Here is a 21,591-nt window from a genome sequence, read left to right on the forward strand (position 1 = left end):
CCATCCCTCCTACTTAATTATCACAAACAACAACATACAAAAAATTCACAAACAACCTTCATTGATTTTTTAACGCGGCCAAGTATAGCTCGACCACCTATACAGCATTCGCGTGCATGCTCACGTTACTGGCTCCAACACATGCATTCGTGTTAACTAATATGTCTGGATGCAGAAATGATCATGACGCGCCACAGCCTAGTAACTGTTACCGAATCCTAAACCAGCCTAAAGCCGCCCGACCTCACCCGAATAAACAAGCCACCCAAGCACCCCACAATTCACCACCACCCCACACCAAAAAATTACCTGAAAAGGCCGCTTCCTGGTTTTGTGCCGAAACAGTCGCTGTGCCACCAGCGCACCGGGCCAGCCGCCGATCAAGCCTGCGAAGAGAAGCGTGGCTTCTGGTGTGCGCCTTCTGCCCTTCCCTGCTGCGGCTTTGTCGATACCGTACATGGCGAGAGTGATCACGCTCAGCAGTGCGTATGCCGCTATGAGATGCCATGGCATATGCCCTAGAGCGCTCAGGGCTGCCAGGAGCGCGAAGAACGCAGCGGCTATGGCGCATGCCAGTGTCAGCCCTTTGGAGCGCGGGGATGCGTGGCGTGCTGCTTTCAGGTAGGCCGCCTTCTGGGCTTTCGGTCTGTTCTGGCTGTCTTGTGTCAGGTGGTAGGTAATCGGCTCGTTGACTGTTGGGCGGCGCCCACTACGGGGAAAGGCGCTGATGTGCACGAATACGCGAGGGCCGCCTGCGGCTGGCGTGATGAATCCGAAGCCCTTGGCGTCGTTCCACTCGGTGAGTTTGCCTTCATGGCGCATGGGTTATCTCTTCTGAATCAATCAATTGTCAGAGAATACCATGTGCTGTCGAATCTGTTTCAATTCAGTAAGTTACTGGAAAATGTAAATAGGATTGATTTCGTCTGGCGGGGAAGTTGGGAGTCAGGGCACGCTACCGCCCCTGCTGGCAGAATGGATGATGATTCGCATCATCCTAATGCGGCAGTCCCTGAGTACGTCTTAGTTGCTTAGTCATCTTCTGTGACTTTTTACTAACCGTAACCAACAGAAACGTTTAGGGCAACGCCAACCAAAGCATGAGGCGGCGATAGCGCCACTTCTCTGATCTGTTTCTGTCCTGACATGCGAGCCGAGGCGCTGCCGGAAAAATCGGCGAGCGATGGCCAGACAAGGCAAAAATTATCGAAAAAGCGGAGTTTACGAGCTGTAAATGAGTATTTTGAGATGATTTTTAACGCCGTATGGCCGAGCGCAGGCATTTTTCCGACAGTGCCTAAAAAACCCCGAAGGCAGATATCCCACCTTCGGGGTCAATTATTTAAGTCAGGTCCGCGTTGCTGCCGCGGACCTGTCGTTCAGCGGTGCAGGTCGAAGCGGTCGTTCTCCATGACCTTGACCCACCCTTTCACGAAGCGGTCGATCATGCGCTCCTCTCCGCCGTTGGCGGCATACTCCTCGGCGATGGCGCGTAGCTGGGAGTTGGAGCCGTACACGAGGTCGACGCGGGTGGCGGTCCACTTCTTCTCGCCCGTCTTGCGGTGGCGGCCTTCGAAGCGTTCCTCGCTGTCGTCGAGGGGCTCCCACACGGTGCCCATGTCGATGAGGTTGACGAAGAAGTCGTTGGTCAGCTGGCCGGGGCGGTCGGTGAGGATGCCGTCGTTGCTGTCACCCACGTTGACGCCGATGGCGCGCATGCCGCCGAGCAGCGCGGCCATCTGCGGTACGCTGAGGTTGAGCATGAAGGCGCGGTCGACCATCAGGTGTTCGGCCGGGATGGAGGTCACCTGGGGCTGCATGTAGTTGCGGAAGGCATCGTGTCTCGGCTCCAGGTAGGCGGACGTATCCACCTCGGTCATCTCCTGGGTGGCGTCGGTACGGCCCGGGGTGAACGGCACGGTGATGTTGTTCCCGGCCGCCTTGGCCGCCATCTCGACACCGACGCTGCCGCCTAACACGATCATGTCCGCCAGCGAGATATTGGCGTCATAAGCGCTCCTGATCTGCTCGAGCTTGTCGATGACGTCGTACACGCCGGAGCGCTGGTTGATGTCCCAGCCGGTTTGCGGTTCGAGACAGATGCGTGCGCCGTTGGCGCCGCCGCGGTGGTCGGTCTGGCGGTAGGTGCAGGCCGAGGCCCAGGCGGTGCTCACCAGTTGCTTGGCACTGAGGCCGGCGTCGGCGATCTGCTGCTTGAGGGTGGCGATCTGCTGCTCGTTGACCAGCGGCCCCTCGCGCTCGGGTACCGGGTCCTGCCAGACGAGCACTTCGTCGGGCACCTGCGGGCCGAGGTAGCGGGCTTGCGGGCCCATGTCGCGATGCAGCAGCTTGTACCAGGCACGGGCAAACTCGTCGGCAAGCACGTCCGGGTGGCGGTGGAATTCGTCGGCGATCTCGAGGTAGGCGGGGTCGGTGATCATCGCCATGTCGGCGGTGTTCATCACCGGCGGATTCATCTTGCCTGGGATATGGGCGTCAGGCACCCAGTAGCCTTCCTTGACCTCGACCGGCTCCCACTGGTTGGCACCGGCGGGCGATTTCTTGACCTCCCACCGGTGGGCGAAGAGGGTGTTGAGGTAGGAGTGATCCCATTGGATCGGTGTCGGGGTCCAGGCCCCTTCGAGCCCGGAAGTGACCGTATACTCGCCGAGGCCGGTCTCATGCTTGTTGGCCCAGCCGAGCCCCAGCTTGTGGATCTTCGCGGCCTCGGGCGCCTCGCCCACGGCCTCAGCGGGACCGTTACCGTGCATCTTGCCGAAGGTGTGGCCGCCCACCGTCAGCGCAACGGTCTCGCGATCGTTCATGCCCATGCGGGCGAAGGTTTCCCGCACGTCCTGGGCGGATTTCATCGCATCGGGAATGCCGTTGGGCCCTTCCGGGTTGACGTAGATCAGCCCCATCTGGACCGCGGCGAGCGGGTTGTCGAGTACGCGGCTACCATCCTCCCAGCTCCCGGTGTAGCGGTCGTCGTTGGTCGACAGCCACTCGGTTTCGGGACCCCAGTAGATGTCATCCTCGGGCGCCCAGATGTCGGCGCGGCCGAAGCCGAAGCCGAAGGTGCGAAAGCCCATGGTTTCCAGCGCCCGGTTGCCGGCGAGCACCAGCAGATCGGCCCAGGAGATCTTCTCGCCGTATTTCTGCTTGATCGGCCACAGCAGGCGACGCGCCTTGTCTAGGTTGCCGTTGTCTGGCCAGCTGTTGAGCGGCGCGAAACGCTGGGCGCCGGTACCGCCGCCGCCGCGGCCGTCGAGCGCACGGTAGGTACCGGCCGCGTGCCACGACATGCGAATGAAGAATGGACCATAATGGCCCCAGTCGGCGGGCCACCACTCCTGTGAGTCGGTCATCAGTGCATCGACATCGGCGCAAAGCTCGTCGACGTCGAGCTGCGAGAACGCCTCGGCATAGCTGAAATCGGCCCCGAACGGGCTGGCGTCGGGGTGCTTCTGGTGCAGTACGTTGAGGGTGAGCTGGTCGGGCCACCAGTGCTCGTTGCCCTGCAGGCGGGGCGTGGTGCGCGCAGCCCACTCCGGGCGTGTAGGCTTTTGTTCTGACACGGGAATTCTCCTCACTGGATGGTGGCCTACAGGGCATTGGCGCCTACGACTCCGTATCGCCTCAGGTTTCGAAAGCACCACAGGTCCGATACGGAAGGCATTGGGGAGATCCTATAAGCCGTCACATTACAGTGAAGGATTCAACAACGAAGCCGTCAAACTGGGAGAGGCTTTCGCCTCGATAAAGGTAGGCTATGCGATCAGTGCCAATCTCACGAACGGTTCATCGACGGGACAACACACCTGGCCGCTAAAGGGTCACGTACGCCGGGCCCGGGCATTCGCTAGAACATGCGCTCGCCGGGCAACTTGGAGGCCTGGCGAATCCACTCCGCCACCCGGGCGTCGTCGATCGGTTCGTCCTGGTGGATATGCAGGTAGCGCGTGTTGGGGTCCTTGGATGCGATGGGCGGCAGCGGCTCCAGCGAGGCGCCGTTGAGGAACGCCACCTTGATGTACTTGGTGAAGCAATGGAACGTGAGAAACCACCCTTGGCCCTCGATCCCATAGAAGGGCGAGTTCCATCTCACGGCCTTTTGCACCTCGGGGACCGTACGCACGATAAGCGCATCGAGCCGGCGCCCGATGTCCTGCTTCCACTCCGGCATGGCGGCGATGTAGGCCTGCACCGGGCCGTTGCCGTCAGCTTTAGCGATTTGCGGGTTGCCTCCCGAGAGAAGCTTCGGTTTCGCATCTGACGGTGGCTTGATCTTGTCGCGTGTCATGGCATGCCCCTCATCCGTCTGAATGCAGGCCTAGCGTGAATCCTCTGCACAGCCTGGTCAGGCAACTGGGTTTTGGCCTCGTCTCGATATCCAGGCATGGATCAAGCCGGCCTGGAAGAACGGCACAGGAAGCTCAAAGCCACCTGCCTCGATGATCGACGCAACCTTGGCCGGCGAGAGGACACCCACATCGTTGGCGTAGGCGTTACGCATGCGCTCCACCGCTTCTGGGGAAATATCCGCTCCGGCCATCATGTTCATCCAGGCATGCAGCAGCACGTCGTATTCAGGCGAGTCGACATCCGACGCCAGGTCGGAACTCGCGAGAAGTCCGCCCGGCTTGAGCCTTTCTGCAATTTCGCGGAAAAACCGGGAGCGCTCCACCTCGTCCAGAATGAACTGGGAGACCAGGAAACAAGTGGCAGCATCATGCGACTTCAGCGCCGGCAGTGAGGCAAGGTAGCCTTCGTGGAATACACACCGTGACGCCACCCCTTCCTCTTCTGCCCTGCGTCGACAGATCGCCAGCATAGCGCCCGATGGCTCTGCCGCGGTAAAACGCCAGCCGGGATACTTCGAGGCGAGATAGAGCAGCTCATCGCCGGTTCCCACGCCGACACAGAGGATCCGCGCGTCCGATGGCAGCTCGGCAAACAGCGACCCGAGGAGCCAGTGCAAGCCGTTTCGAATCGGCGCCGTCTTCGCCCACTGCGCGTCGTAGCTGGCGGCCTGCCGGTCGAACAGCGCCTTGATTTCGTCCTGATGCATCTCACTCTCCGTACTCTCCGTGTTATCGGTTGATTCGCGGTCGTCAGCGTCTCCTCCTCTCGGGCGGTCGATATGCGTCTATGCCTGCGCCGTGTCTTGTTGAAGCCACTGTTCAAAAGCTCGACTCTCAGGACTTTCCTCCTCTGCTGCATAGTAGACAAGACGCAGATGACGATCTTCGTCGATAGACAACGACGTATGCTCGAACACCACGTGGCCTACCTCGGGTATATGCAAATGGCGAATGCCCAGGCATGGTCCATGGATATCTTGCTGCTGCCACCAGGTTTCGAATTCCGGCGATGCCTTTTCCAGTTCTCTCACCAAGTGGGTGATATCGGCATCATGAATGGCACGTACGAAATCGCGACGGAAGCTCGACAATATCTGTAGCGCCTGCTCATGCCAGGGGGAAAACAGTTCGCGCATGGTGGGGCGAGTAAATAACATCCATAGCAGATTGCGTCGATCCGTGGGAACACGGGAAAATTCAAACACCTTGTCCGCAGCCGTGTTCCAAGTCAACACATCCCAGCGCAAGTTGAGTACGTAAGAGGGACGTGAAGGCATATCCCTCAACAACCGATTGATCAACGGCGGCACCGCGCACGAAGTATGTCCTGATTCCTGCGGCAACCGTTGATGCGCCAGCAGGAAAAGGTGCCGGCGTTCGGTCGCATCCAACTTGAGCACTCGCGAGAGATTGTCGAGGAAGGCAGAAGACGCCTTGATGTTACGCCCTTGTTCCAGCCAGGTGTACCAGGACAGCCCAACCCCGGCCAAGGCGGCGACCTCTTCGCGGCGTAGCCCCGGTGTGCGCCGCCGGCCACCAGCAGGCAATCCTACCTCTTGCGGTGAAATTCGCTCTCGGCGGCTACGAAGAAAATCGGCCAACTCTGCCCGAGTGTGTCGGGAAGCTGTCTGAGGTGCGCTCATCCCGTTACCTCAAGTAATAGCATAAACGATCAAATTGTACTCTTCGCAGAACCGAAGAAAACTACCTTGCCTGGCTGGCGGGCCTAATCAGGAATCTAGCCTGACCCGCAGCATACATCGTGATGTGTCATAAATCTGTAGGGGTAAGAACATGCACACACCCAACCGGTCTCCCATCTACCTGATAGCGTTGGGCGCCTTTGCCCTCGGCATGGCGTCCTACGTTACCGCTGGTCTGATTCCGATGATCGAAGCCTCGTTCACGGTTTCCGTCGCGGTAGCCGCCCAATTAGTTACCGCTTTTACCCTGGCCTATGGGTTGGGCTCACCGATCGTCGTTGCCCTGACGCCTGCCAATCGCCAGCGCACCGGCCTGCTGTTGTCGTTAGGCCTGTTCGTCATCGCTAACGCTGCCAGCGCCCTAGTCGACAACTTCACCGCGCTGATGGCCTGGCGCGCCATTGCCGGTATGGGCGCCGGTGTGTATTTGGCCATGGGCATTGGCGCCTCAGCCGCAGTCTCCACGCCAGAGCACCGTGGCAAGGCTATTGCCATCATCATGGGAGGTATGGCCAGCGGTGTCGTACTGGGCGTCCCATTGGGGTTATTCATCGCCGAGCAGATGGGCTGGCAGTCGGCTTTGTGGCTGGTCGCAATTCTCGGCGTGATGGCCTTCATCGGTTTGCTGCTGAGGCTCCCACCTCTGCCCGCAGCGACAGCCAGCTCACTAGGTCAAAAGCTGGCGATCCTCAGCGACGGCCACGTGCTGGTCATACTGACGGTGTCCTTGTTTGCGGCCATTGCCAGCCTCGGCATGTACACCTTTATCGCTCCCCTTCTGACCGATCCGGCATACGGCGCCGTGCGCTCCGTCACTCCTTACCTCTGGGTTTGGGGCATCGGCGGCGTGCTAGGCAGCTTTCTGATCGGGCCGCTGGTCGATCGTCTCAAAGGCCCGAACCTGACCTTTGCCATAATGGTGGTTCTTGCTGTGTCGCTGTTCGTGCTTCCGCTCTCAGCAGCCCTGAGCACTTGGTTGGTGATGCTGCCAATCGCCCTGTGGGGGGCCGTTGGCTGGGCCTTGCAAGTGCCGCAGAACAACGAGCTGCTGCGAGCTCGCCAAACCCAGGGCGATGGCAACCTCGCCATCGCTCTGAACGAATCGGCGCTCTATTTGGGCAGCGCCATCGGCGCCGCGGCGGGCGGCTTCGTGCTGTTGCTACAGTTACCCGTCTGGACGCTGGCTATCTGCGCTGCCGGTGTGGCAGCGTTGGGGGCTCTGTTGCAGATCGTCAATCTGCGCCGGCAACCAACCCTAGGGGGCGAGACGCAAGCCAATAAAAGCACGACCCCGAATGAGGCCAACGCGAATGCACCCTGCCCGGCGACCCAATGCGCCCAGCCGGGATACGTTGATGGCAGGAACGACGGAATCACCAGAACGGCCAGGCTGCCTTGACTTCCGACCTCCCGACGGGCGGCCATAAGGTCTCGTACAAGACCCTCGCGCTCCTGTGCCGGGAGGTTCGGGTTGAGATTCGCCACAGGCGGCCGCGAACCACCATGTACCGTCCGCCGGGCGTTAGAGAATATTTAACCGAAAAAGGGGCTTTAGTAGAGCGAAGCGTAGCTAATGTGGGCGGACTGGATTGGCGTGAAATTGAGCCTTTTCACTGACGCTCCCATGACGCAACTTCGCCGGGACACACACGGAAAATAGGATGTGCCTCGGGTCGTTCGATAACCTGCCATTTCTGGCACAACGCAGGGTTACGTACCTTAAGTTTCGCCAAGAGATGCTTCCATTCGTATTCCATCTGCCCAGCGGTGACGGTAAGGGAAACCAATTCTTGAGCTGGTCCGATTTTGCTTACGTCAAAGGCATAGCCACGCGCCACAGCCTCCAAATGAACGTTTTTCAAATAGAGTGAAATGGCAGAAAGCGGTGTCGCATGGTCGCTAAATCGGTGCAACTGCGGATGGTTGCGATAGCCACGTGTGTCGCCGCGCAACACAGCTTGCGCTAGCAAAGCCTCCCTCCACAGGGCAACTAGGCCTTGGGGATCAAGATACTTGGGATGTAAAGACCAGAGACGCATGCATGGGGCTCCTCAAAGGTTTCGCTGCCTGCTCGTCTATCGAATCCAACACGCACGCACGTTCGATAAGAGGGTTACCCCGCCTCAGAACCGACGACCCGTTATTTCACATCGCTTGCGTTTTTCATCTCTTCGCCTGCAAGGCTCGACCATCGGTTGGAAAGCTGCGTCGAGCCCGGGAGGGTCATGCTACGCCGGACTCTGCTCCTGCCTCACGTCGTCCAGCATGCTTTCCAGCTCGCTCTCGTCGACGCCGAGCATCTGCAGGATGTTGCGCTGCGCAGCGTTGAGGATGTGCTGGCGTTCCTGTTCGCCGGGCAGGCTCTTGGCGATGGCCACGGCGCCTACCAGCGAGGCGAGGATGACGCGGGACTTGTCGGCGATGACCTCGCGGTCGGGTTCGAAGGGCAGTTTCTTGAGGCGGCTAAGGGCGATGAGACGGGTTTCCAGCATCTTCTTCATGCGCAGGTAGGAGGCTTCGAACAGCGTGCGGATCTCGGCGTTTTCGTTGCCGATCTCGTTGAACAGCACCGTTTCGGGCCCCGGTTTGCGCTTGCGTTCCAGCTCCTGCAGGTTCCAGCAGTTGGCGACCAGTTCCGTCAGGTGCTTCACCGAGAGCGGCCCCTTGACCAGCCTGGCCGCACGGCTGCTCTCCAGGGTTTCCCGCACCGAGGCGTGATAGAGCGCTTCCTTCGAGGCGAAATGCGCGTAGAAGGCGCCATGGGTCATCTTGGCCAGCTTCATGATCTGGCCGATGGATACCTTCTCGAAGCCTTTACGGCTGAACAGCTCGATAGCGGACTTGAGGATGCGCTCCCGCGATTTGGCCTTGTGGTTCGTCGAGTAGGGCATGGCGACCTCTCACTCCGCTGAATATTACCTTGATCATATCAAGTCCGGTGTTAGCGTGGCACAACCCCAAGCTGTTCAGGAAATTACCATGCAATCACCGCTCGTCATCACCGGCATGGGCATGATCAGCCCGCTTGGTTGCGGCGTCAAGGCAAGCTGGGAGCGCCTGCTTGCCGGCCGCTCCGGCCTCTCCTCGATTACCCGCTTCGATACCGGCGACCTGCCTGTCAAGGTCGCGGGCTCGGTGCCCAGCATTGAAGACGACCCGGAAGCCGGCCTCGATCCGGACCGCGTGATGGATGCCAAGGAGCGCCGTAAGCTGGAGCTGTTCAGCCTCTACGCCATGGCCGCCGCCGAAGAGGCGCTGATCCAGGCCAACTGGTTCCCCCAGAGCGATGCGGATCGCCTGGCTACGGCCACCATCGTGGGCTCCGGTATCGGCGGCTTCCCTACCATCACCCAGGCGCAGAACACCCTGTCGACGCGCGGCCACCGCCGGCTCTCCCCTTTCACCGTGCCGGCCTTCCTGGCCAACCTGGCGGCGGGCAATGTCTCGATTCGCTATGGCTTCCGGGGACCGATCGGCTGCCCCGTGACGGCCTGTGCAGCCGGCGTGCAGGCCATCGGCGACGGCATGCGCCTGATCCGCAGCGGCGAGGCAGACATTGCCCTGGTGGGCGGCGCCGAGGCCTGTATCGATCCGCTGTCACTGGCCAGCTTTCACGCCATGAAGGCGCTCTCCACCGAGCAGGACGCCCCCGCCAAGGCCTCGCGCCCCTTCGACCAGGCCCGCAACGGCTTCGTCATGGGCGAAGGCGCAGGGCTGCTGGTGATCGAAACCTTGGCCCACGCCGAGGCGCGCGGGGCCACGCCGCTGGCCATCCTCAGCGGTTACGGCACCAGCGCGGATGCCCACCACATCACCGCCGGCCCGGAAGACGGCGCCGGTGCCGCGGCGGCCATTCGGGCGGCGCTGCGCATGGCGGGGCTCTCTCCCGCTGACATCGACCATATCAACGCCCACGCCACCTCGACGCCGGTCGGCGACCGCGCCGAGGTCGCATCGCTGCGCAACGCCTTCGGCGATGCCCTCGGTGGCATTCCGATCTCTGCCACCAAGTCGGCTACCGGCCACCTGCTCGGTGCCGCCGGCGGCGTGGAAAGCATCTTCTCCGCCCTGTCGATCATGCACGACCGCCTGCCCCCGACGCTGAACCTGGAGAACCGTGACGAGGACCTGCATGACCTGGATATCGTCCCGGGTGAGACACGCGAACACGCGACTCGGCACGTGCTGTGCAACGGTTTCGGCTTTGGTGGGGTGAATGCGGCGCTGATCGTGAGCAAGGTGTAGCGGCACGCTTAAAGACTCGCGGGTCATAAACGACTTACCCCGAACCAGTTATCTTGTTCGGAGTATGGTACTATCGCGAAATTGTTTTTTGGCTTAACGCCCACACGTAGGCGCGCTTAGCCAAGGCGACCGCTCGGCTCCTCGGCCGCGAAACGGCACGCTCTCGACACAATAGGCTCGCCCGGCCTCTTCCAACGCCCAGCGCACCCGCAGGTCACGCACGAAGCCCCGCGTCTGTTCGGAACCCAATCGAAAGTGGTGAGAATCAGGTCGGCCATCGAGGGGCCTGTTTCGTTCAGGCTCGGGGAACCGTTAACGGCCGTCAGATGCGCTTCGAGCCGTACCGTCATGGCCTCAGTAAGCCAGTTCAGCCCAACAAAAGTGGTTGATCGATAGCGATAAACTCACTGGCCGCGCTCATCAGTGAATTGGCCGTCAGTTGGGGAACGCCATAGACTTCGACCTTCCTCCCATGTACTTCACGAAGTTTAGTCACCAGCAGGTCAAAATCTCCATCGCCCGATACCAACACGATGACATCGGCCTGCTCGGCGTACTCGATGGCATCGAGCGTGATGCCAACGTCCCAATCGCCTTTGGCAGAACCGTCCGCCCTTTGAATGAAAGGCTTGAGCTTTACCTCGAAGCCGATAGCGCGAAGGATATTCTGGAACTCCCGCTGCTTTTGATCCCCCCTATCTATCGCATAGGCCACCGCTTTCACGACGTCTCTACCCGCGGTGGCCGCTGCCCAAAACTTGTTGTAGTCGAAATTACGCTTATAGGCATCCCGTACGGTGTAATAGACATTCTGGACGTCGACGAATATCGCAACTCGTTCCATGTTGTGGACTCTTTCTCTGCAAGGCTACGCCGGCGTGCGCAGCCCATCTTGGCGCAGCGCCCCGAGCCAGTGTGCTGGCCCGGGGCGTCTCGGCAGAAGCGGGGGAACGCCTGTACGGCCTACCCCGTTACGCCTGCCCGTTTGGCACGGTGCGCATGCAGCTTCTTGTAGCTCTCGATAAGACGCTGGTGCTTCTCCAGGCCTTCGAGCTGCAGGTTGGTGGGCGTCAGGCCGTGGAAGCGCACTTCGCCGTTCACCGAGCCGACCACCGCTTCCATGGTCTTCTCACCGAACATGCGCGTGAGGTTGTGCCGATAGTCGTCGAGCTCCAGCTCATCGTCGAGGACGATCTCCAGCACCGCGGCCACTGCCTGGTAGAACAGGCCGCGCTCCACGGTGTTGTCGTTGTACTGCTGGAACATCTCGACCCGTTCCAGCGCCTCTTCATGCTGCTGCAGGGCGAGGTTGATCAGCAGCTTCAATTCGAGGATGGTGAGCTGCCCCCACACGGTGTTCTCGTCGAACTCGATACCGATCAGGGTGATGATATCCATGTGATCGTCGAGCTGGCTCTCTTCCAGGCGCTCCAGCAGGTTCGCCAGCCGGTCGTCGTTCAGCGCATGGAGGTTGAGGATGTCTTCGCGGTAATCCAGGGCCATGTTGGTGTTGTCCCAGATCAGGTCATCCACCGGATACACCTCGGAGTAGCCCGGCACCAGGATGCGGCACACCGGCGCGCCCAGGTCCTCGTGCACGGCCATGTACGCTTCTCTACCCATCTCCTCGAGAATACCGAACAGGGTGGCGGCTTCCTCTTCCGTACTGTTGGAACCGCTACCGGAGAAGTCCCAGTCAACAAATTCGACATCGCTCTTCGCACTGAAGAAGCGCCACGAGACCAGCCCCGAGGAGTCGATGAAGTGCTCGACGAAGTTGTTCGGCTCACTGACGGCCTGGGAGTTGAAGGTCGGCGGCAGGAAGTCGTTCAGGCCTTCGAAGCTGCGGCCCTGCAGCAGCTCGGTGAGGCTGCGCTCCAGCGCCACTTCGAAGCTGGGGTGCGCACCGAAGGAAGCGAACACGCCGCCGGTGCGCGGGTTCATCAGGGTCACGCACATCACCGGGAACTGGCCGCCGAGGGAGGCGTCCTTGACCAGCACCGGGAAGCCCTGTGCCTCCAGCGCCCGAATGCCCTCGAGAATGGCCGGATAGCGCTCGAGCACTGCCGTGGGCACGTCGGGCAGCGCCAGTTCCTGCTCGAGGATTTCCCGCTTCACCGCCCGCTCGAAGATCTCCGAAAGACACTGCACCTGCGCTTCCTGCAGCGTGTTGCCGGCGCTCATGCCGTTGCTGAGGTAGAGGTTCTCGATCAGGTTCGAGGGGAAATAGACCGTCTCGCCATCCGACTGGCGCACGAAGGGCAAGGCGACAATGCCGCGATCGACCTTGCCGGAGTTGGTATCGATCAGGTGCGAGCCGCGCAGCTCGCCGTCGGCGTCGTAGATCTCCCGAGTGTAGGCATCGAGAATGCCCTCGGGCAGCTCGTCGTTAGGCCCCGGCTTGAACCACTCCTCGTTGGGGTAGTGAACGAAGGCGCTGTTCGCGATCTCCTCACCGAAGAACTGGTCGTTGTAGAAGAAATTGCAGCTCAGGCGCTCGATGAACTCACCCAGCGCCGAGCACAGTGCGCTCTCCTTGGTGGCGCCCTTGCCGTTGGTAAAGCACATCGGCGAAGCCGCGTCGCGGATATGCAGCGACCACACGTGCGGCACGATGTTGCGCCACGAGGCGATCTCGATCTTCATGCCCAGGTCCGCCAGGATGCCCGACATGTTGGCAATGGTCTGCTCCAGCGGCAGGTCCTTGCCCTCGATCCAGGTGTATGATGCCTCGTCGGGCTTGGCCATCAAGAGCGCCTGGGCGTCCTCGTCGAGGTTCTCCACCGTCTCGATCTGGAAGTCCGGCCCGGTCTGCACCACCTTCTTGACCGTGCAGCGGTCGATCGAGCGCAGGATGCCCTCGCGGTCCTTCTCGGAGATATCTTCCGGCAGCTCGACCTGGATCTTGAAGATCTGGTTGTAGCGGTTCTCCGGGTCGACGATGTTGTTCTGCGAGAGGCGGATGTTCTCGGTGGGAATGTCACGCGCCTTGCAGTACACCCGCACGAAGTAGGCCGCACACAGCGCGGAAGACGCCAGGAAGTAGTCGAAGGGGCTTGGCGCCGAGCCGTCGCCCTTGTAGCGAATGGGCTGGTCGGTGATGACGGTGAAATCGTCAAACTTGGCTTCAAGCCTGAGATTCTCGAGAAAATTGACGTTGATTTCCATGACGGGCTACCGGTGGGGAAGTGTTGCGGGCGCAGGCCGAGGCACGCAGTCTAGCACACCGCTCTGGCCCTTTCGGCACCGCCGGCGCAGTTGAGAACGCATAGCCCGAGCCATGGCTGAAATCGGGAGCAAAAAGGGATTATCCCGGTCCCTCAGCGGAAAATGCCTCATGAAAGGTAACGGTACCCTGGGCAGCCTCACCGCCCAGAGGCAGCACGAAGAAATATTCCGGTGGCACGCCTTCACAAACGAGTTCCGGCATGTTGCGAAACCCGAACTTGACGTAATACTCCGGGTGGCCGACGAGGCAGCATCCTTGAGCACCGGCAGTTTTCAGGCGCGCCAACCCCTCCTCCACCAGAGCTTTGCCGATACACTGGTGCTGGTATGCCGGAAGCACCGACACGGGTCCCAGCCCGTACCAGCCCTGGCTGTCGTCCGAGACGGTCACCGGGGAGAAGGCGATGTGCCCTACCAGCCGGCCATCCCGCTCCGCCACGAGCGATACCGCCAAGGCATTGGCGGCACGCAGTTCCTCGATGATGTACTGCTCGGTGTGGCGGCTATATGCCATCGTCTGGAAGGCGGCCGCAGTCACGTCACGTATCGCGCCGATATCGGCTGCCGTTTCATCGCGGATGAGGAACTTCGGCTTCATGGCCTAGGTCGTCTTGAAAGGATGAGAAGGCTGAGTTGGGGAGAAATCGAGACATGGACAAATAACGAATCTACCCGGCAAACAGGAAGGTTGCGAGCGCTCCCTTCCTGTTTGCCGGGTAGTTCCCTGCGTACGTTTGTCTGCTGCTATCGAGCCGTCTTGGCGGCTTTGTTACTTAATTTAACGATAAGTAACGAGAGACACAATATAGACAAAGGGCTAAGACGGATAGCCATGCCATGCGGCCGGCAGCCAGACAATGCCACCAAGTCATTGAATCCTCGGCGTCGCTGGTTCTCGCCGTATCCCTGAGTACGGCTCCCGTGCCTTCTAGCTGCGCAAAAAATTGAGTACTGCCTCCATGAATTCCGACGGGAACTCGATGGGGGTCATGTGAGCCGCGGGTATGATCCGCAAACGGGCACCGGGAATGGTGCTCTCCACTGCCGGGCGCCACCTCCCCTGCGTTACCGAGGAACTGGTCGCGGGGCGTCGGCGCGACCGCCCCCACGGGCCTGTCGCCAAGCGGCTGTGGCAGTTTCTGGAAACTCAGGCATTAGCATTGAGGCGCGATATCGAAGCAGGCGACTACCGCCCGCCCGTCACGTCCAGCAGCGCGCCGCTCGAGTAGGAAGCTTCGTCGGAGAGCAGCCAGAGGATGGCGCGAGCCACCTCTTCGGCCTTGCCGCCGCGCTGCATGGGCACCGAGGCCTTAACCCGCTCGACGCGGTCGGGTTCGCCGCCGCTGGCATGAATCTCGGTGTAGATCACGCCCGGGCGCACGGCGTTGACGCGAATGCCTTCCGCCGCGACCTCCTTGGACAGTCCGAGGGTGAAGCTGTCGATGGCGCCCTTGGCCGCCGCGTAGTCGACATATTCGTTGGGTGCGCCGAGCCGCGAGGCGATGGAGGAGACGTTGACGATCGCCCCCCCCTGGCCACCGTGCCGGATCGACATGCGCCGCACGGCCTCCCGCGCACAGAGGAAGCTGCCGATCACGTTGGCTGTGAGTATACGGCTCAAGCGCGCTGCCTCCATGTCTTCGACGCGCATCTGCGTTTCCAGGATGCCGGCGTTGTTGACCAGTGCCGTCACCGGACCGAGCGTCTCGTCGACCGCTTCGAAGAGCCGCACCACATCGGCTTCATGGCCGACGTCACCCGCCACGGCGATCGCCTCGCCGCCGGCACGGGCAATCTCCTCGACCACGGCGAGCGCAGCGGCTTCGTTGTGCCGATAGTTGATACACACGGCATAACCGCTAGCGGCGCCCAGACGCGCCGTTGCCGCGCCGATGCCTCGGCTGCCACCGGTAATCACCAGAACTTTGTTCACTGAGGTTCCTCCCCTGTCCTCTCCAAACCGCGCGCAGCCATGGCACGTCAGCTTCGATCAACGATCTTGGAGATCCGTTCGCTGCCGAACGTGAACTCCGTTTCGCCATTCAATTCGAGGATGCTACCCGCCTTCAACCCGCCGGGAATATCCTCCGCCAGGCGGCCGTGATAGTCGATCTCCGCCGTGGCGCCGCCCTGGCTGAAGGTCAGGCTGGTAATACGCTGCACACGTTCGGAGAAGAATCCCTTGGTATGCTCGGCGAGTTGGCGAAACTCGTCGATGCCGACAGCCGAGGTGGTGAGCTCACCGCCCGAGTAATTCTCGAAGACGACATCCGGGGCAAGCACGGCCAGCATTCCGTCAATGTCGAAGTGGTTGTAGGCAGCGATGTAGCGCTCTATCAGATCGCGCTTCGTCGATTCGTCCATGAAATGCTCCTGTTGAGCTAGCGGTAACGGAAATTTGAGTGCAGGTACTGATCACATGGATGAAGAGCAGCCGATTGCGAACGGGTCGGCAAACGACCTCGGCATGCGTGGTGGATAGTGGCGCGAGTCAGGCCTTGGCCACCTTCACCGCGGTACCGGTAGCCACCAGGAACAGCATCGACTTGCCGCCGCCGGATATCTCGCTGTAGTCGAGATCGATACCGATCACCGCATTGGCGCCCATTTCCTCCGCCTCCCGGCGCAGCTCGTTGAGGCAGGTGACGCGAGCATCGCGCAGTGCGTTCTGGGACGCCTTGTTGCGCCCGCCGAAGAAGTCCCGGAAGCCGGCGAACATGTCCTTGAGAATGTTCATGCCGAACACGCACTCCGCCGAGACGATGTCGATGTGTTCCGTGACGCGGTAGCCCTCGAGATGCGATGAAGTGGTAAGGATCACTCGCTCGGACATGGGGGGCCCTCCGTTCCGTGGTTGCGTTTTGATGACGAGGCCGAGGAGCAACACAGCCCGTCGGCAGGAGTCTGAACGACATCATGCACTGTTCACCCTGCGGTGGGAACGACCCTCCAGGCAGCGATGACGGCTCGAAGAGACGGCCTGGGCACAGCGTCTTATTGCAGCCATGCTATGCGAAAGGAAACTCCAGAAACGGTCGCCGTACATCGAAGAGCGAGTGCCATGCAAGAGGATGCTGCGCCGAAGCGCCAGCTTCGCCTGGTCTATGACGGCGAATGCCCGATGTGCCGACGCTACGTGCGCTGGCATCGCATACGCACGGACGTCGGCGAACTCGAGCTGATCGATGCTCGGCAGCACAGTGAAGCGCGTCGGGAACTCACCGCCATTGGCATCGACCTGGACCAAGGCTTCGCCCTGCAGATTGGCGAACGCTGGTACCACGGTAGCGAAGCCCTGCATCGTCTCACCCTGCTCGGTACCCACAGCGGCATGTTCAACCGGCTGATGTATCGTCTGTTTGCGAACCCCGAACGGACGGCACGGCTCTATCCGCTGCTCAGGGCGTGTCGGCGTGGGCTCTTGAAGGTACTGGGCAGGAAGCCAATCGAGAATCTGGGGCGGGAGCGGGAACCATGATTCGCGAACCCTCGAGGCCACGCTATCTTGATGACTGACGTCATCTGTTTACCGAACAGCACCACAGGAGCGTTCCATGAGTCCACGCATTCTAATGGTCCTCACCTCGCACGACCGCCTCGGCGATACCGGCGAGCCCACCGGTTTCTGGCTCGAGGAGCTGGCGGCACCCTACTACGCTTGCCTGGATGCCGGTGCCGAGGTGGTGCTGGCTTCCCCCAAGGGCGGCAAACCGCCGCTGGACCCCAAGAGCGACGCCGAAGAGAGCCGGACCGAAGCGACCCGCCGTTTCCAGCAGGATGACGAGGCTCAGCAAGCGTTGGCCAATACCCGTCGTCTGAGCGAGGTCAGCGCCGACGATTTCGACGCCGTTTTCTATCCGGGGGGCCACGGCCCGCTATGGGACCTGGTGGATGATGCGGATTCCATCCGCCTGATCGAAGCCTTCTGGGCGCAGCAGAAACCGGTGTCCGCTGTCTGTCACGCGCCCATCGCGCTGATCCACGCCCATGACACCCACGGCGAGCCAATCATTCGCGGTCGCGACGTCACCGGCTTCACTAACGGCGAGGAAGCCGCCGTTGGGCTCACCGACGTCGTGCCGCATCTGGTCGAGGACGCACTGATCGCCGGCGGCGCCCGCTATTCCAAGGCCGACGACTTTGCCCCCTACACCCGCCGCGACGGCCAGTTGATCACCGGCCAGAACCCGGCTTCCTCCGAGCCGACGGCCCGGCTGCTGCTGGAAGCGCTTGGTCCGTAAAGCACGCACAGCGCTACCGGCCTGCTCCAGGCCGGTAGCGTCGCCTCCCTTGCCCGATCGTATCTCCATCAACGGACATGCCGTCCGATCGACTCTCGATTCTTCCACTGCCCGGCCCTGACACCTCAATTTTGTTCAATACCGCCTGCACACTGCGGCGGCATGCTTCGGCTCATTGCTACCAGGAGATGACGATGAGCCTTGCCCTGCTTCTGCCCATGTCGGCGTTCGCCCTTGCAGCCTCGATTTCGCCCGGACCGGTGAACCTGGTGTGCCTGAGCAGCGGGACGCGCTACCCCCTCTCACAGGGCCTGGTGTTCGTCACCGGGGCTACGCTGGGTTTCGTCGTGCTGTTCGTTGCCGTGGGGCTTGGGCTCTATTCGGTGCTGGCGATGGTACCGGGGCTGCAGGATATCCTGCGCTGGGCCGGCGTGGCGTTCTTGCTCTACCTGAGCGTTCGGCTGTTTCGCGACGATGGCCGCCTGCCGGAACGTGTGGCTCATCGAGCGCCGGGGTTCATGACGGGCGCGCTGATGCAGTGGCTCAACCCCAAGGCGTGGCTGGCGTCGGCCTCGGGTATCGGGGCCTACACCAGCGGCGGCGACCTGGAGCAGATCCTGCTCTTCGCTGGGCTCTACCTGCCGATCTGCTGGCTGTCGCTGGGCAGTTGGGTCTACGCCGGGGCTTTTCTGCGCCGCCACGTACACCGACCGGGGGTACTGATGTCGGTCAATCGCACCCTGGCGCTGCTGCTCGCCGCTAGCTGCGCGTACCTGCTGGTCGAGTGAGCCGCCTTTCGAGTGCGCCCATCGCCTTTGCACGGCCGATGCCCCTCTGCTACCCCAAGAAGACGAGTTGTCTTAACGCCCGATTCGGCGCAGGAGGTGCCAGATGGCGGACTACGTGGAGAAAGGAGATATCTATTTTTTCTACCGCCCCAAGGTCAACGTGCAGAAGGTAGCGAGCCTCGATGACATTCAGCGCTTGTACGTGGTGCTGGTGCCAGACGAAGGCAATGACGCCCGGCTGTTCCTGGTGGGCAAGAAGCGAATGCCGGAAATCGTCAAAGGCAAGCCGACGTCCACCGCGCGCGAGTGGATGATGATCGACATGACGGGCAAGCCGAAGGAGATCGGCGAGTCGCTGGCACCGCTGGAGTACGAGACCAAGACTCGCGGCGAGCAGGAACAGGGCGAGGCCATTCCCGTCGGTGAAGGCCGCTATGCCATCTTCGAGCGCGACGACGGCTCGCGTCTGGCCTACCGTCTTACCAGCCCCGCCAAGCCCGGCCAGGCACAGCGGGAACTCAAGATCCTGGCCGAGGCGAGCTATGTCATCTCGGTGCGTCACCCCTCCCTCGACGTGCCCGGCTTCCCTCACGCCAAGCCGGACTACCCCAAGCACCTCCAGGACAAGTTCGCCGACAAGCGCTGGATCGATATCGACGACAGCCGGCTGCTTGATTACGAGAACGCTCAGTTGCTGCTGATCGGCGCGCATGACGACCTCGGTGAGGAAGAGATATCGATCTCGGGCAAGGCGTCACTGTTCAAGACGCTGGGTCTTAAGCGACGGGAGTGGCCGACCGAAGCGCTGGAGGGGGGCCGGTTGGCGGAGCCACAGATGAAGCCCGACACTCACGAGCCCAGGGGCGACCGCAGCAAGGGCGGTGAGCGTGGCGGGAAGGCGGCCAGCGATACGGCCTCCGCGGCAGGCATCGCTCAGGCGCTCAAGGGGGTGAACTTCCCCTGTGGCAAGGCCGACCTGATCAAGCAGGCAACGTCCAACCATGCCGCCGACGAGGTCATCGAGGCGCTGAACGAATTTCCCGATCGGCGCTACGAGACGATGGCGGATATCCAGAAGGCGGTGGGCGAGGTGCGCTGATGGCGCGCGTGCCTTCGGCGAACGCCGCGCCCATCGCTAGGCGGGAGTACCTACGGCTCGTGAGACGTTTGCCGATATTGGTTCGGCGTGGCGGCTACCAGGCGCTTGAAGGTGCGCTGGAAATGCGGCTGGTCGGAGAAGCCAGCGCTCAGGGCTGCGTCGGCAATCGGCTTGCCGCCCTTCAGTTCGCGCTGGCCGAGTTGAATGCGGCGGTTGATCAAGTACGCGTGGGGCGTGAAGCCGAAATGCTGCTTGAAGGCGCGGATGAGATGTCCGGGACTATAACCGGTGCGCTCGCACAGGTCGTCCAGCGAGAGTTCTTTTGCCGCGTTCTCGTCCAGGTAGGCAGCCAGTTCCTGCAGCAGGATCGGGGCCCTGGGCAGCGGCTGGGCGAGCGGATCGGCCAGCTTGTGCATCAGGGCGGCAAGGTACTCGACCACCGCCGTTTGCTTGGTCGACAGGTCGTGGCTCGGATCCAGCAGGCAAGCCGCCATGCGGCAGTAGCCTGCATACCATTCACGTTCCCGGATCACTGCGGTGGCAATATCCTGCCAGCGCGGCGCGTCCAGCAGCCCCAGGTCGAAGCGCAGGCGGGTCAGCCAGGCGGTGTCGACGTACAGCATCAGGTAGGACCAGGGTTGGTCGTCGATGGGGTTGCAGGCGTGTACCCAGTTGGGGTTCATCATCACCAGGGTGCCAGCCTGGATGGGGTAGTCGTCATCGCGATACTGGAAAGTGCTCTCCCCCGCGGTGACGGCGCCCAGCGACCATTGCGTGTGGCTATGCGGCGCGTAGCAGACCTGACGACCATCCTCGACCTTGCGCAGCTCCACATGGGGTAGGCGCGGATCACGCCAGAAGATGGGCTTGGCAAGCGTGGTCATAGTCGGTTCCCCAGCGATCGACAGCGTCCAGCATCACCCGTCATGGTGCGTGTACGCTTGTCTCGCTCGGCGGCACAGGAGGGCGATCGCATTCTCAGCGGGATTCCGGCAGCGGGATGAACTCATCGGCGTCACCGGGAATCGTGTCGAAGCGTCCAGCCTTCCACTCCGCCTTTGCCTGTTCGATGCGCTCCTTACGTGACGAGACGAAGTTCCACCAGATGTATCGCGGTCCGTCCATCGTCTCGCCTCCGACCAGCACGAAGCGCGCCTCCTTTGGCCCTGGGTTGCGGACCGTCAATGGCGCGCCGGAGCGCAGAACCAGAAGTTGGCCGGGCGGAAACCGCTCTCCGGCAATCTCGATCTCGCCTCTAACGGTATACAGTGCACGCTCCTCGTGATCCGCGTCGATGGGGAGACGAGCGCCGGGCTCGAGCGCAACATCAGCATAGATCGTGTCGGAGAAGACGTTGACCGGCGAGCTGTGTCCCCACGCCTTTCCCACCACGAGCCGCACACGACACTCGCCCTCCTCGATGACCGGAAGCTCGCTCTCACCGGTATGCGAGAACGCCGGATCGGTCTCCTCGTGGGAAGCGGGCAGCGCGACCCACGTCTGAAGGCCGAAGAGCCGCGTGCCACGCGCTCTCGTCTCGGGCGCGGTGCGCTCGGAATGAACGATACCGCGGCCGGCCGTCATCCAGTTGACCGCACCCGGCCGGATCTTGAGCTCGGTGCCAAGACTGTCCCGATGCAGGATCTCGCCATCGAAAAGATAGGTGACGGTCGCAAGATGGATGTGGGGATGCGGTCGCACGTCGAACCCCTCCCCCAGCACGAACTCGGCCGGTCCCATCTGATCGAAGAAAATGAAGGGTCCCACCATTTGCCGCTTCGCCGAAGGCAGGGCACGGCGGACCTCCAGCCCACCGAGATCACGTGCCCGCGGTATGATCGCTGTCTCGATCAGGTCAGCCGCGCGTGCATCGCCGGGAATAGGGTCAGGGCAAGGTAGCCAGCTCATGGTCGCTCCCAGCGC

Annotated in this window: 22 protein-coding genes; 7 read left to right on the forward strand and 15 right to left on the reverse strand. The window is 61.7% G+C overall.

Going from position 1 to position 21,591, the window contains the following annotated elements:
* Nucleotides 1-228: 228 nt before the first annotated feature.
* From F0A17_RS05460 to F0A17_RS05485, 5 genes are all read right to left on the reverse strand, one after another.
* Nucleotides 229-822 carry a DUF1294 domain-containing protein gene (locus F0A17_RS05460; RefSeq protein ID WP_149327333.1) on the reverse strand — a complete coding sequence of 198 codons (594 nt, stop codon included), beginning with the start codon at nt 820-822 and terminating at the stop codon, nt 229-231.
* A gap of 557 nt (nt 823-1,379) precedes the next feature.
* Nucleotides 1,380-3,578 carry a catalase/peroxidase HPI gene (katG, locus tag F0A17_RS05470; RefSeq protein ID WP_149327334.1) on the reverse strand — a complete coding sequence of 733 codons (2,199 nt, stop codon included), beginning with the start codon at nt 3,576-3,578 and terminating at the stop codon, nt 1,380-1,382.
* Between the two features lie 284 nt (nt 3,579-3,862).
* Nucleotides 3,863-4,303: a DUF1801 domain-containing protein gene (locus tag F0A17_RS05475; protein ID WP_149327335.1), complete on the reverse strand. Its 441-nt coding sequence runs from the start codon at nt 4,301-4,303 to the stop codon at nt 3,863-3,865.
* A 57-nt stretch (nt 4,304-4,360) separates the two neighbouring features.
* Nucleotides 4,361-5,071, reverse strand: a complete 711-nt coding sequence (locus F0A17_RS05480; RefSeq protein ID WP_149327336.1) for a class I SAM-dependent methyltransferase — start codon at nt 5,069-5,071, stop codon at nt 4,361-4,363.
* Nucleotides 5,072-5,149: 78 nt separating this feature from the next.
* The gene (locus F0A17_RS05485; RefSeq protein ID WP_149327337.1) at nt 5,150-6,007 is read right to left on the reverse strand and encodes a helix-turn-helix transcriptional regulator; all 858 of its coding nucleotides are present in this window, start codon (nt 6,005-6,007) and stop codon (nt 5,150-5,152) included.
* A gap of 151 nt (nt 6,008-6,158) precedes the next feature.
* Between F0A17_RS05485 and F0A17_RS05490 the strand changes: the two genes are divergently transcribed.
* A complete protein-coding gene (locus tag F0A17_RS05490) occupies nt 6,159-7,466 on the forward strand; it encodes an MFS transporter (RefSeq protein ID WP_149327338.1) in 1,308 nt (435 codons plus the stop codon).
* Nucleotides 7,467-7,677: 211 nt separating this feature from the next.
* Here the strand turns inward: F0A17_RS05490 and F0A17_RS05495 are convergent, their stop codons facing one another.
* Entirely contained in the window at nt 7,678-8,106 is a 429-nt protein-coding gene (locus tag F0A17_RS05495) for a pyrimidine dimer DNA glycosylase/endonuclease V (protein WP_149327339.1), read from the reverse strand.
* 189 nt (nt 8,107-8,295) lie between these two features.
* Nucleotides 8,296-8,958 (reverse strand): TetR/AcrR family transcriptional regulator, encoded by a 663-nt coding sequence (locus F0A17_RS05500; protein WP_149327340.1) that lies wholly within the window; start codon nt 8,956-8,958, stop codon nt 8,296-8,298.
* Between the two features lie 88 nt (nt 8,959-9,046).
* Between F0A17_RS05500 and fabF the strand changes: the two genes are divergently transcribed.
* On the forward strand, nt 9,047-10,312 hold the full coding sequence (gene fabF / locus F0A17_RS05505; protein WP_149327341.1) for a beta-ketoacyl-ACP synthase II: 1,266 nt from the start codon (nt 9,047-9,049) through the stop codon (nt 10,310-10,312).
* 367 nt (nt 10,313-10,679) lie between these two features.
* Here fabF and F0A17_RS05515 read toward each other — a convergent pair whose 3' ends face one another.
* From F0A17_RS05515 to F0A17_RS05525, 3 genes are all read right to left on the reverse strand, one after another.
* A complete protein-coding gene (locus tag F0A17_RS05515) occupies nt 10,680-11,156 on the reverse strand; it encodes a LabA-like NYN domain-containing protein (protein WP_149327342.1) in 477 nt (158 codons plus the stop codon).
* Nucleotides 11,157-11,275: 119 nt separating this feature from the next.
* Nucleotides 11,276-13,480 (reverse strand): OsmC domain/YcaO domain-containing protein, encoded by a 2,205-nt coding sequence (locus F0A17_RS05520; RefSeq protein WP_149327343.1) that lies wholly within the window; start codon nt 13,478-13,480, stop codon nt 11,276-11,278.
* A 139-nt stretch (nt 13,481-13,619) separates the two neighbouring features.
* On the reverse strand, nt 13,620-14,138 hold the full coding sequence (locus tag F0A17_RS05525) for a GNAT family N-acetyltransferase (RefSeq protein WP_149327344.1): 519 nt from the start codon (nt 14,136-14,138) through the stop codon (nt 13,620-13,622).
* A gap of 406 nt (nt 14,139-14,544) precedes the next feature.
* Between F0A17_RS05525 and F0A17_RS20560 the strand changes: the two genes are divergently transcribed.
* Nucleotides 14,545-14,769 (forward strand): hypothetical protein, encoded by a 225-nt coding sequence (locus F0A17_RS20560; protein WP_187774629.1) that lies wholly within the window; start codon nt 14,545-14,547, stop codon nt 14,767-14,769.
* Here the strand turns inward: F0A17_RS20560 and F0A17_RS05535 are convergent.
* The 3 genes from F0A17_RS05535 to F0A17_RS05545 all read right to left on the reverse strand — a co-directional run bounded on the left by F0A17_RS05535 (nt 14,727) and on the right by F0A17_RS05545 (nt 16,373).
* A complete protein-coding gene (locus tag F0A17_RS05535; protein WP_149327345.1) occupies nt 14,727-15,473 on the reverse strand; it encodes an SDR family oxidoreductase in 747 nt (248 codons plus the stop codon). The two genes, F0A17_RS20560 and F0A17_RS05535, sit on opposite strands and share 43 nt — an antisense overlap.
* A 47-nt stretch (nt 15,474-15,520) precedes the next feature.
* Entirely contained in the window at nt 15,521-15,904 is a 384-nt protein-coding gene (locus F0A17_RS05540) for a nuclear transport factor 2 family protein (RefSeq protein ID WP_149327346.1), read from the reverse strand.
* Between the two features lie 127 nt (nt 15,905-16,031).
* Nucleotides 16,032-16,373 (reverse strand): YbjQ family protein, encoded by a 342-nt coding sequence (locus F0A17_RS05545; RefSeq protein WP_149327347.1) that lies wholly within the window; start codon nt 16,371-16,373, stop codon nt 16,032-16,034.
* Nucleotides 16,374-16,601: 228 nt separating this feature from the next.
* Between F0A17_RS05545 and F0A17_RS05550 the strand changes: the two genes are divergently transcribed.
* The 4 genes from F0A17_RS05550 to F0A17_RS20745 all read left to right on the forward strand — a co-directional run bounded on the left by F0A17_RS05550 (nt 16,602) and on the right by F0A17_RS20745 (nt 19,668).
* The gene (locus tag F0A17_RS05550; RefSeq protein ID WP_149327348.1) at nt 16,602-17,018 is read left to right on the forward strand and encodes a DCC1-like thiol-disulfide oxidoreductase family protein; all 417 of its coding nucleotides are present in this window, start codon (nt 16,602-16,604) and stop codon (nt 17,016-17,018) included.
* Between the two features lie 76 nt (nt 17,019-17,094).
* Complete coding sequence (locus tag F0A17_RS05555; RefSeq protein ID WP_149327349.1) at nt 17,095-17,781, forward strand: type 1 glutamine amidotransferase domain-containing protein; 687 nt, start codon at nt 17,095-17,097, stop codon at nt 17,779-17,781.
* A 194-nt stretch (nt 17,782-17,975) separates the two neighbouring features.
* Nucleotides 17,976-18,569, forward strand: coding sequence for a LysE family translocator (locus F0A17_RS05560; RefSeq protein WP_149327350.1), 594 nt, complete (start codon nt 17,976-17,978; stop codon nt 18,567-18,569).
* A 103-nt stretch (nt 18,570-18,672) separates the two neighbouring features.
* Nucleotides 18,673-19,668, forward strand: coding sequence for a DUF2795 domain-containing protein (locus F0A17_RS20745; protein WP_228716819.1), 996 nt, complete (start codon nt 18,673-18,675; stop codon nt 19,666-19,668).
* A 50-nt stretch (nt 19,669-19,718) separates the two neighbouring features.
* On the opposite strand, the gene F0A17_RS05570 is transcribed toward F0A17_RS20745, so the two are convergent.
* Nucleotides 19,719-20,552 carry an AraC family transcriptional regulator gene (locus F0A17_RS05570; protein WP_149327351.1) on the reverse strand — a complete coding sequence of 278 codons (834 nt, stop codon included), beginning with the start codon at nt 20,550-20,552 and terminating at the stop codon, nt 19,719-19,721.
* Between the two features lie 94 nt (nt 20,553-20,646).
* A complete protein-coding gene (locus F0A17_RS05575) occupies nt 20,647-21,576 on the reverse strand; it encodes a pirin family protein (protein WP_149327352.1) in 930 nt (309 codons plus the stop codon).
* Nucleotides 21,577-21,591 lie beyond the last annotated feature (15 nt).

Source organism: Billgrantia pellis (assembly GCF_008297955.1).
Taxonomy (GTDB): domain Bacteria; phylum Pseudomonadota; class Gammaproteobacteria; order Pseudomonadales; family Halomonadaceae; genus Halomonas; species Halomonas pellis.

Excerpts from the sequence above, each read along its gene's own strand:
- F0A17_RS05460 (WP_149327333.1), bottom strand. The coding sequence starts at position 822 with ATGCGCCATGAAGGCAAACTCACCGAGTGGAACGACGCCAAGGGCTTC.
- F0A17_RS05475 (WP_149327335.1), bottom strand. The coding sequence starts at position 4,303 with ATGACACGCGACAAGATCAAGCCACCGTCAGATGCGAAACCGAAGCTT.
- F0A17_RS05480 (WP_149327336.1), bottom strand. The coding sequence starts at position 5,071 with ATGCATCAGGACGAAATCAAGGCGCTGTTCGACCGGCAGGCCGCCAGC.
- F0A17_RS05485 (WP_149327337.1), bottom strand. The coding sequence starts at position 6,007 with ATGAGCGCACCTCAGACAGCTTCCCGACACACTCGGGCAGAGTTGGCC.
- F0A17_RS05490 (WP_149327338.1), top strand. The coding sequence starts at position 6,159 with ATGCACACACCCAACCGGTCTCCCATCTACCTGATAGCGTTGGGCGCC.
- F0A17_RS05495 (WP_149327339.1), bottom strand. The coding sequence starts at position 8,106 with ATGCGTCTCTGGTCTTTACATCCCAAGTATCTTGATCCCCAAGGCCTA.
- F0A17_RS05500 (WP_149327340.1), bottom strand. The coding sequence starts at position 8,958 with ATGCCCTACTCGACGAACCACAAGGCCAAATCGCGGGAGCGCATCCTC.
- fabF (WP_149327341.1), top strand. The coding sequence starts at position 9,047 with ATGCAATCACCGCTCGTCATCACCGGCATGGGCATGATCAGCCCGCTT.
- F0A17_RS05515 (WP_149327342.1), bottom strand. The coding sequence starts at position 11,156 with ATGGAACGAGTTGCGATATTCGTCGACGTCCAGAATGTCTATTACACC.
- F0A17_RS05520 (WP_149327343.1), bottom strand. The coding sequence starts at position 13,480 with ATGGAAATCAACGTCAATTTTCTCGAGAATCTCAGGCTTGAAGCCAAG.
- F0A17_RS05525 (WP_149327344.1), bottom strand. The coding sequence starts at position 14,138 with ATGAAGCCGAAGTTCCTCATCCGCGATGAAACGGCAGCCGATATCGGC.
- F0A17_RS20560 (WP_187774629.1), top strand. The coding sequence starts at position 14,545 with ATGATCCGCAAACGGGCACCGGGAATGGTGCTCTCCACTGCCGGGCGC.
- F0A17_RS05540 (WP_149327346.1), bottom strand. The coding sequence starts at position 15,904 with ATGGACGAATCGACGAAGCGCGATCTGATAGAGCGCTACATCGCTGCC.
- F0A17_RS05545 (WP_149327347.1), bottom strand. The coding sequence starts at position 16,373 with ATGTCCGAGCGAGTGATCCTTACCACTTCATCGCATCTCGAGGGCTAC.
- F0A17_RS05550 (WP_149327348.1), top strand. The coding sequence starts at position 16,602 with ATGCAAGAGGATGCTGCGCCGAAGCGCCAGCTTCGCCTGGTCTATGAC.
- F0A17_RS05555 (WP_149327349.1), top strand. The coding sequence starts at position 17,095 with ATGAGTCCACGCATTCTAATGGTCCTCACCTCGCACGACCGCCTCGGC.
- F0A17_RS05560 (WP_149327350.1), top strand. The coding sequence starts at position 17,976 with ATGAGCCTTGCCCTGCTTCTGCCCATGTCGGCGTTCGCCCTTGCAGCC.
- F0A17_RS20745 (WP_228716819.1), top strand. The coding sequence starts at position 18,673 with ATGGCGGACTACGTGGAGAAAGGAGATATCTATTTTTTCTACCGCCCC.
- F0A17_RS05570 (WP_149327351.1), bottom strand. The coding sequence starts at position 20,552 with ATGACCACGCTTGCCAAGCCCATCTTCTGGCGTGATCCGCGCCTACCC.
- F0A17_RS05575 (WP_149327352.1), bottom strand. The coding sequence starts at position 21,576 with ATGAGCTGGCTACCTTGCCCTGACCCTATTCCCGGCGATGCACGCGCG.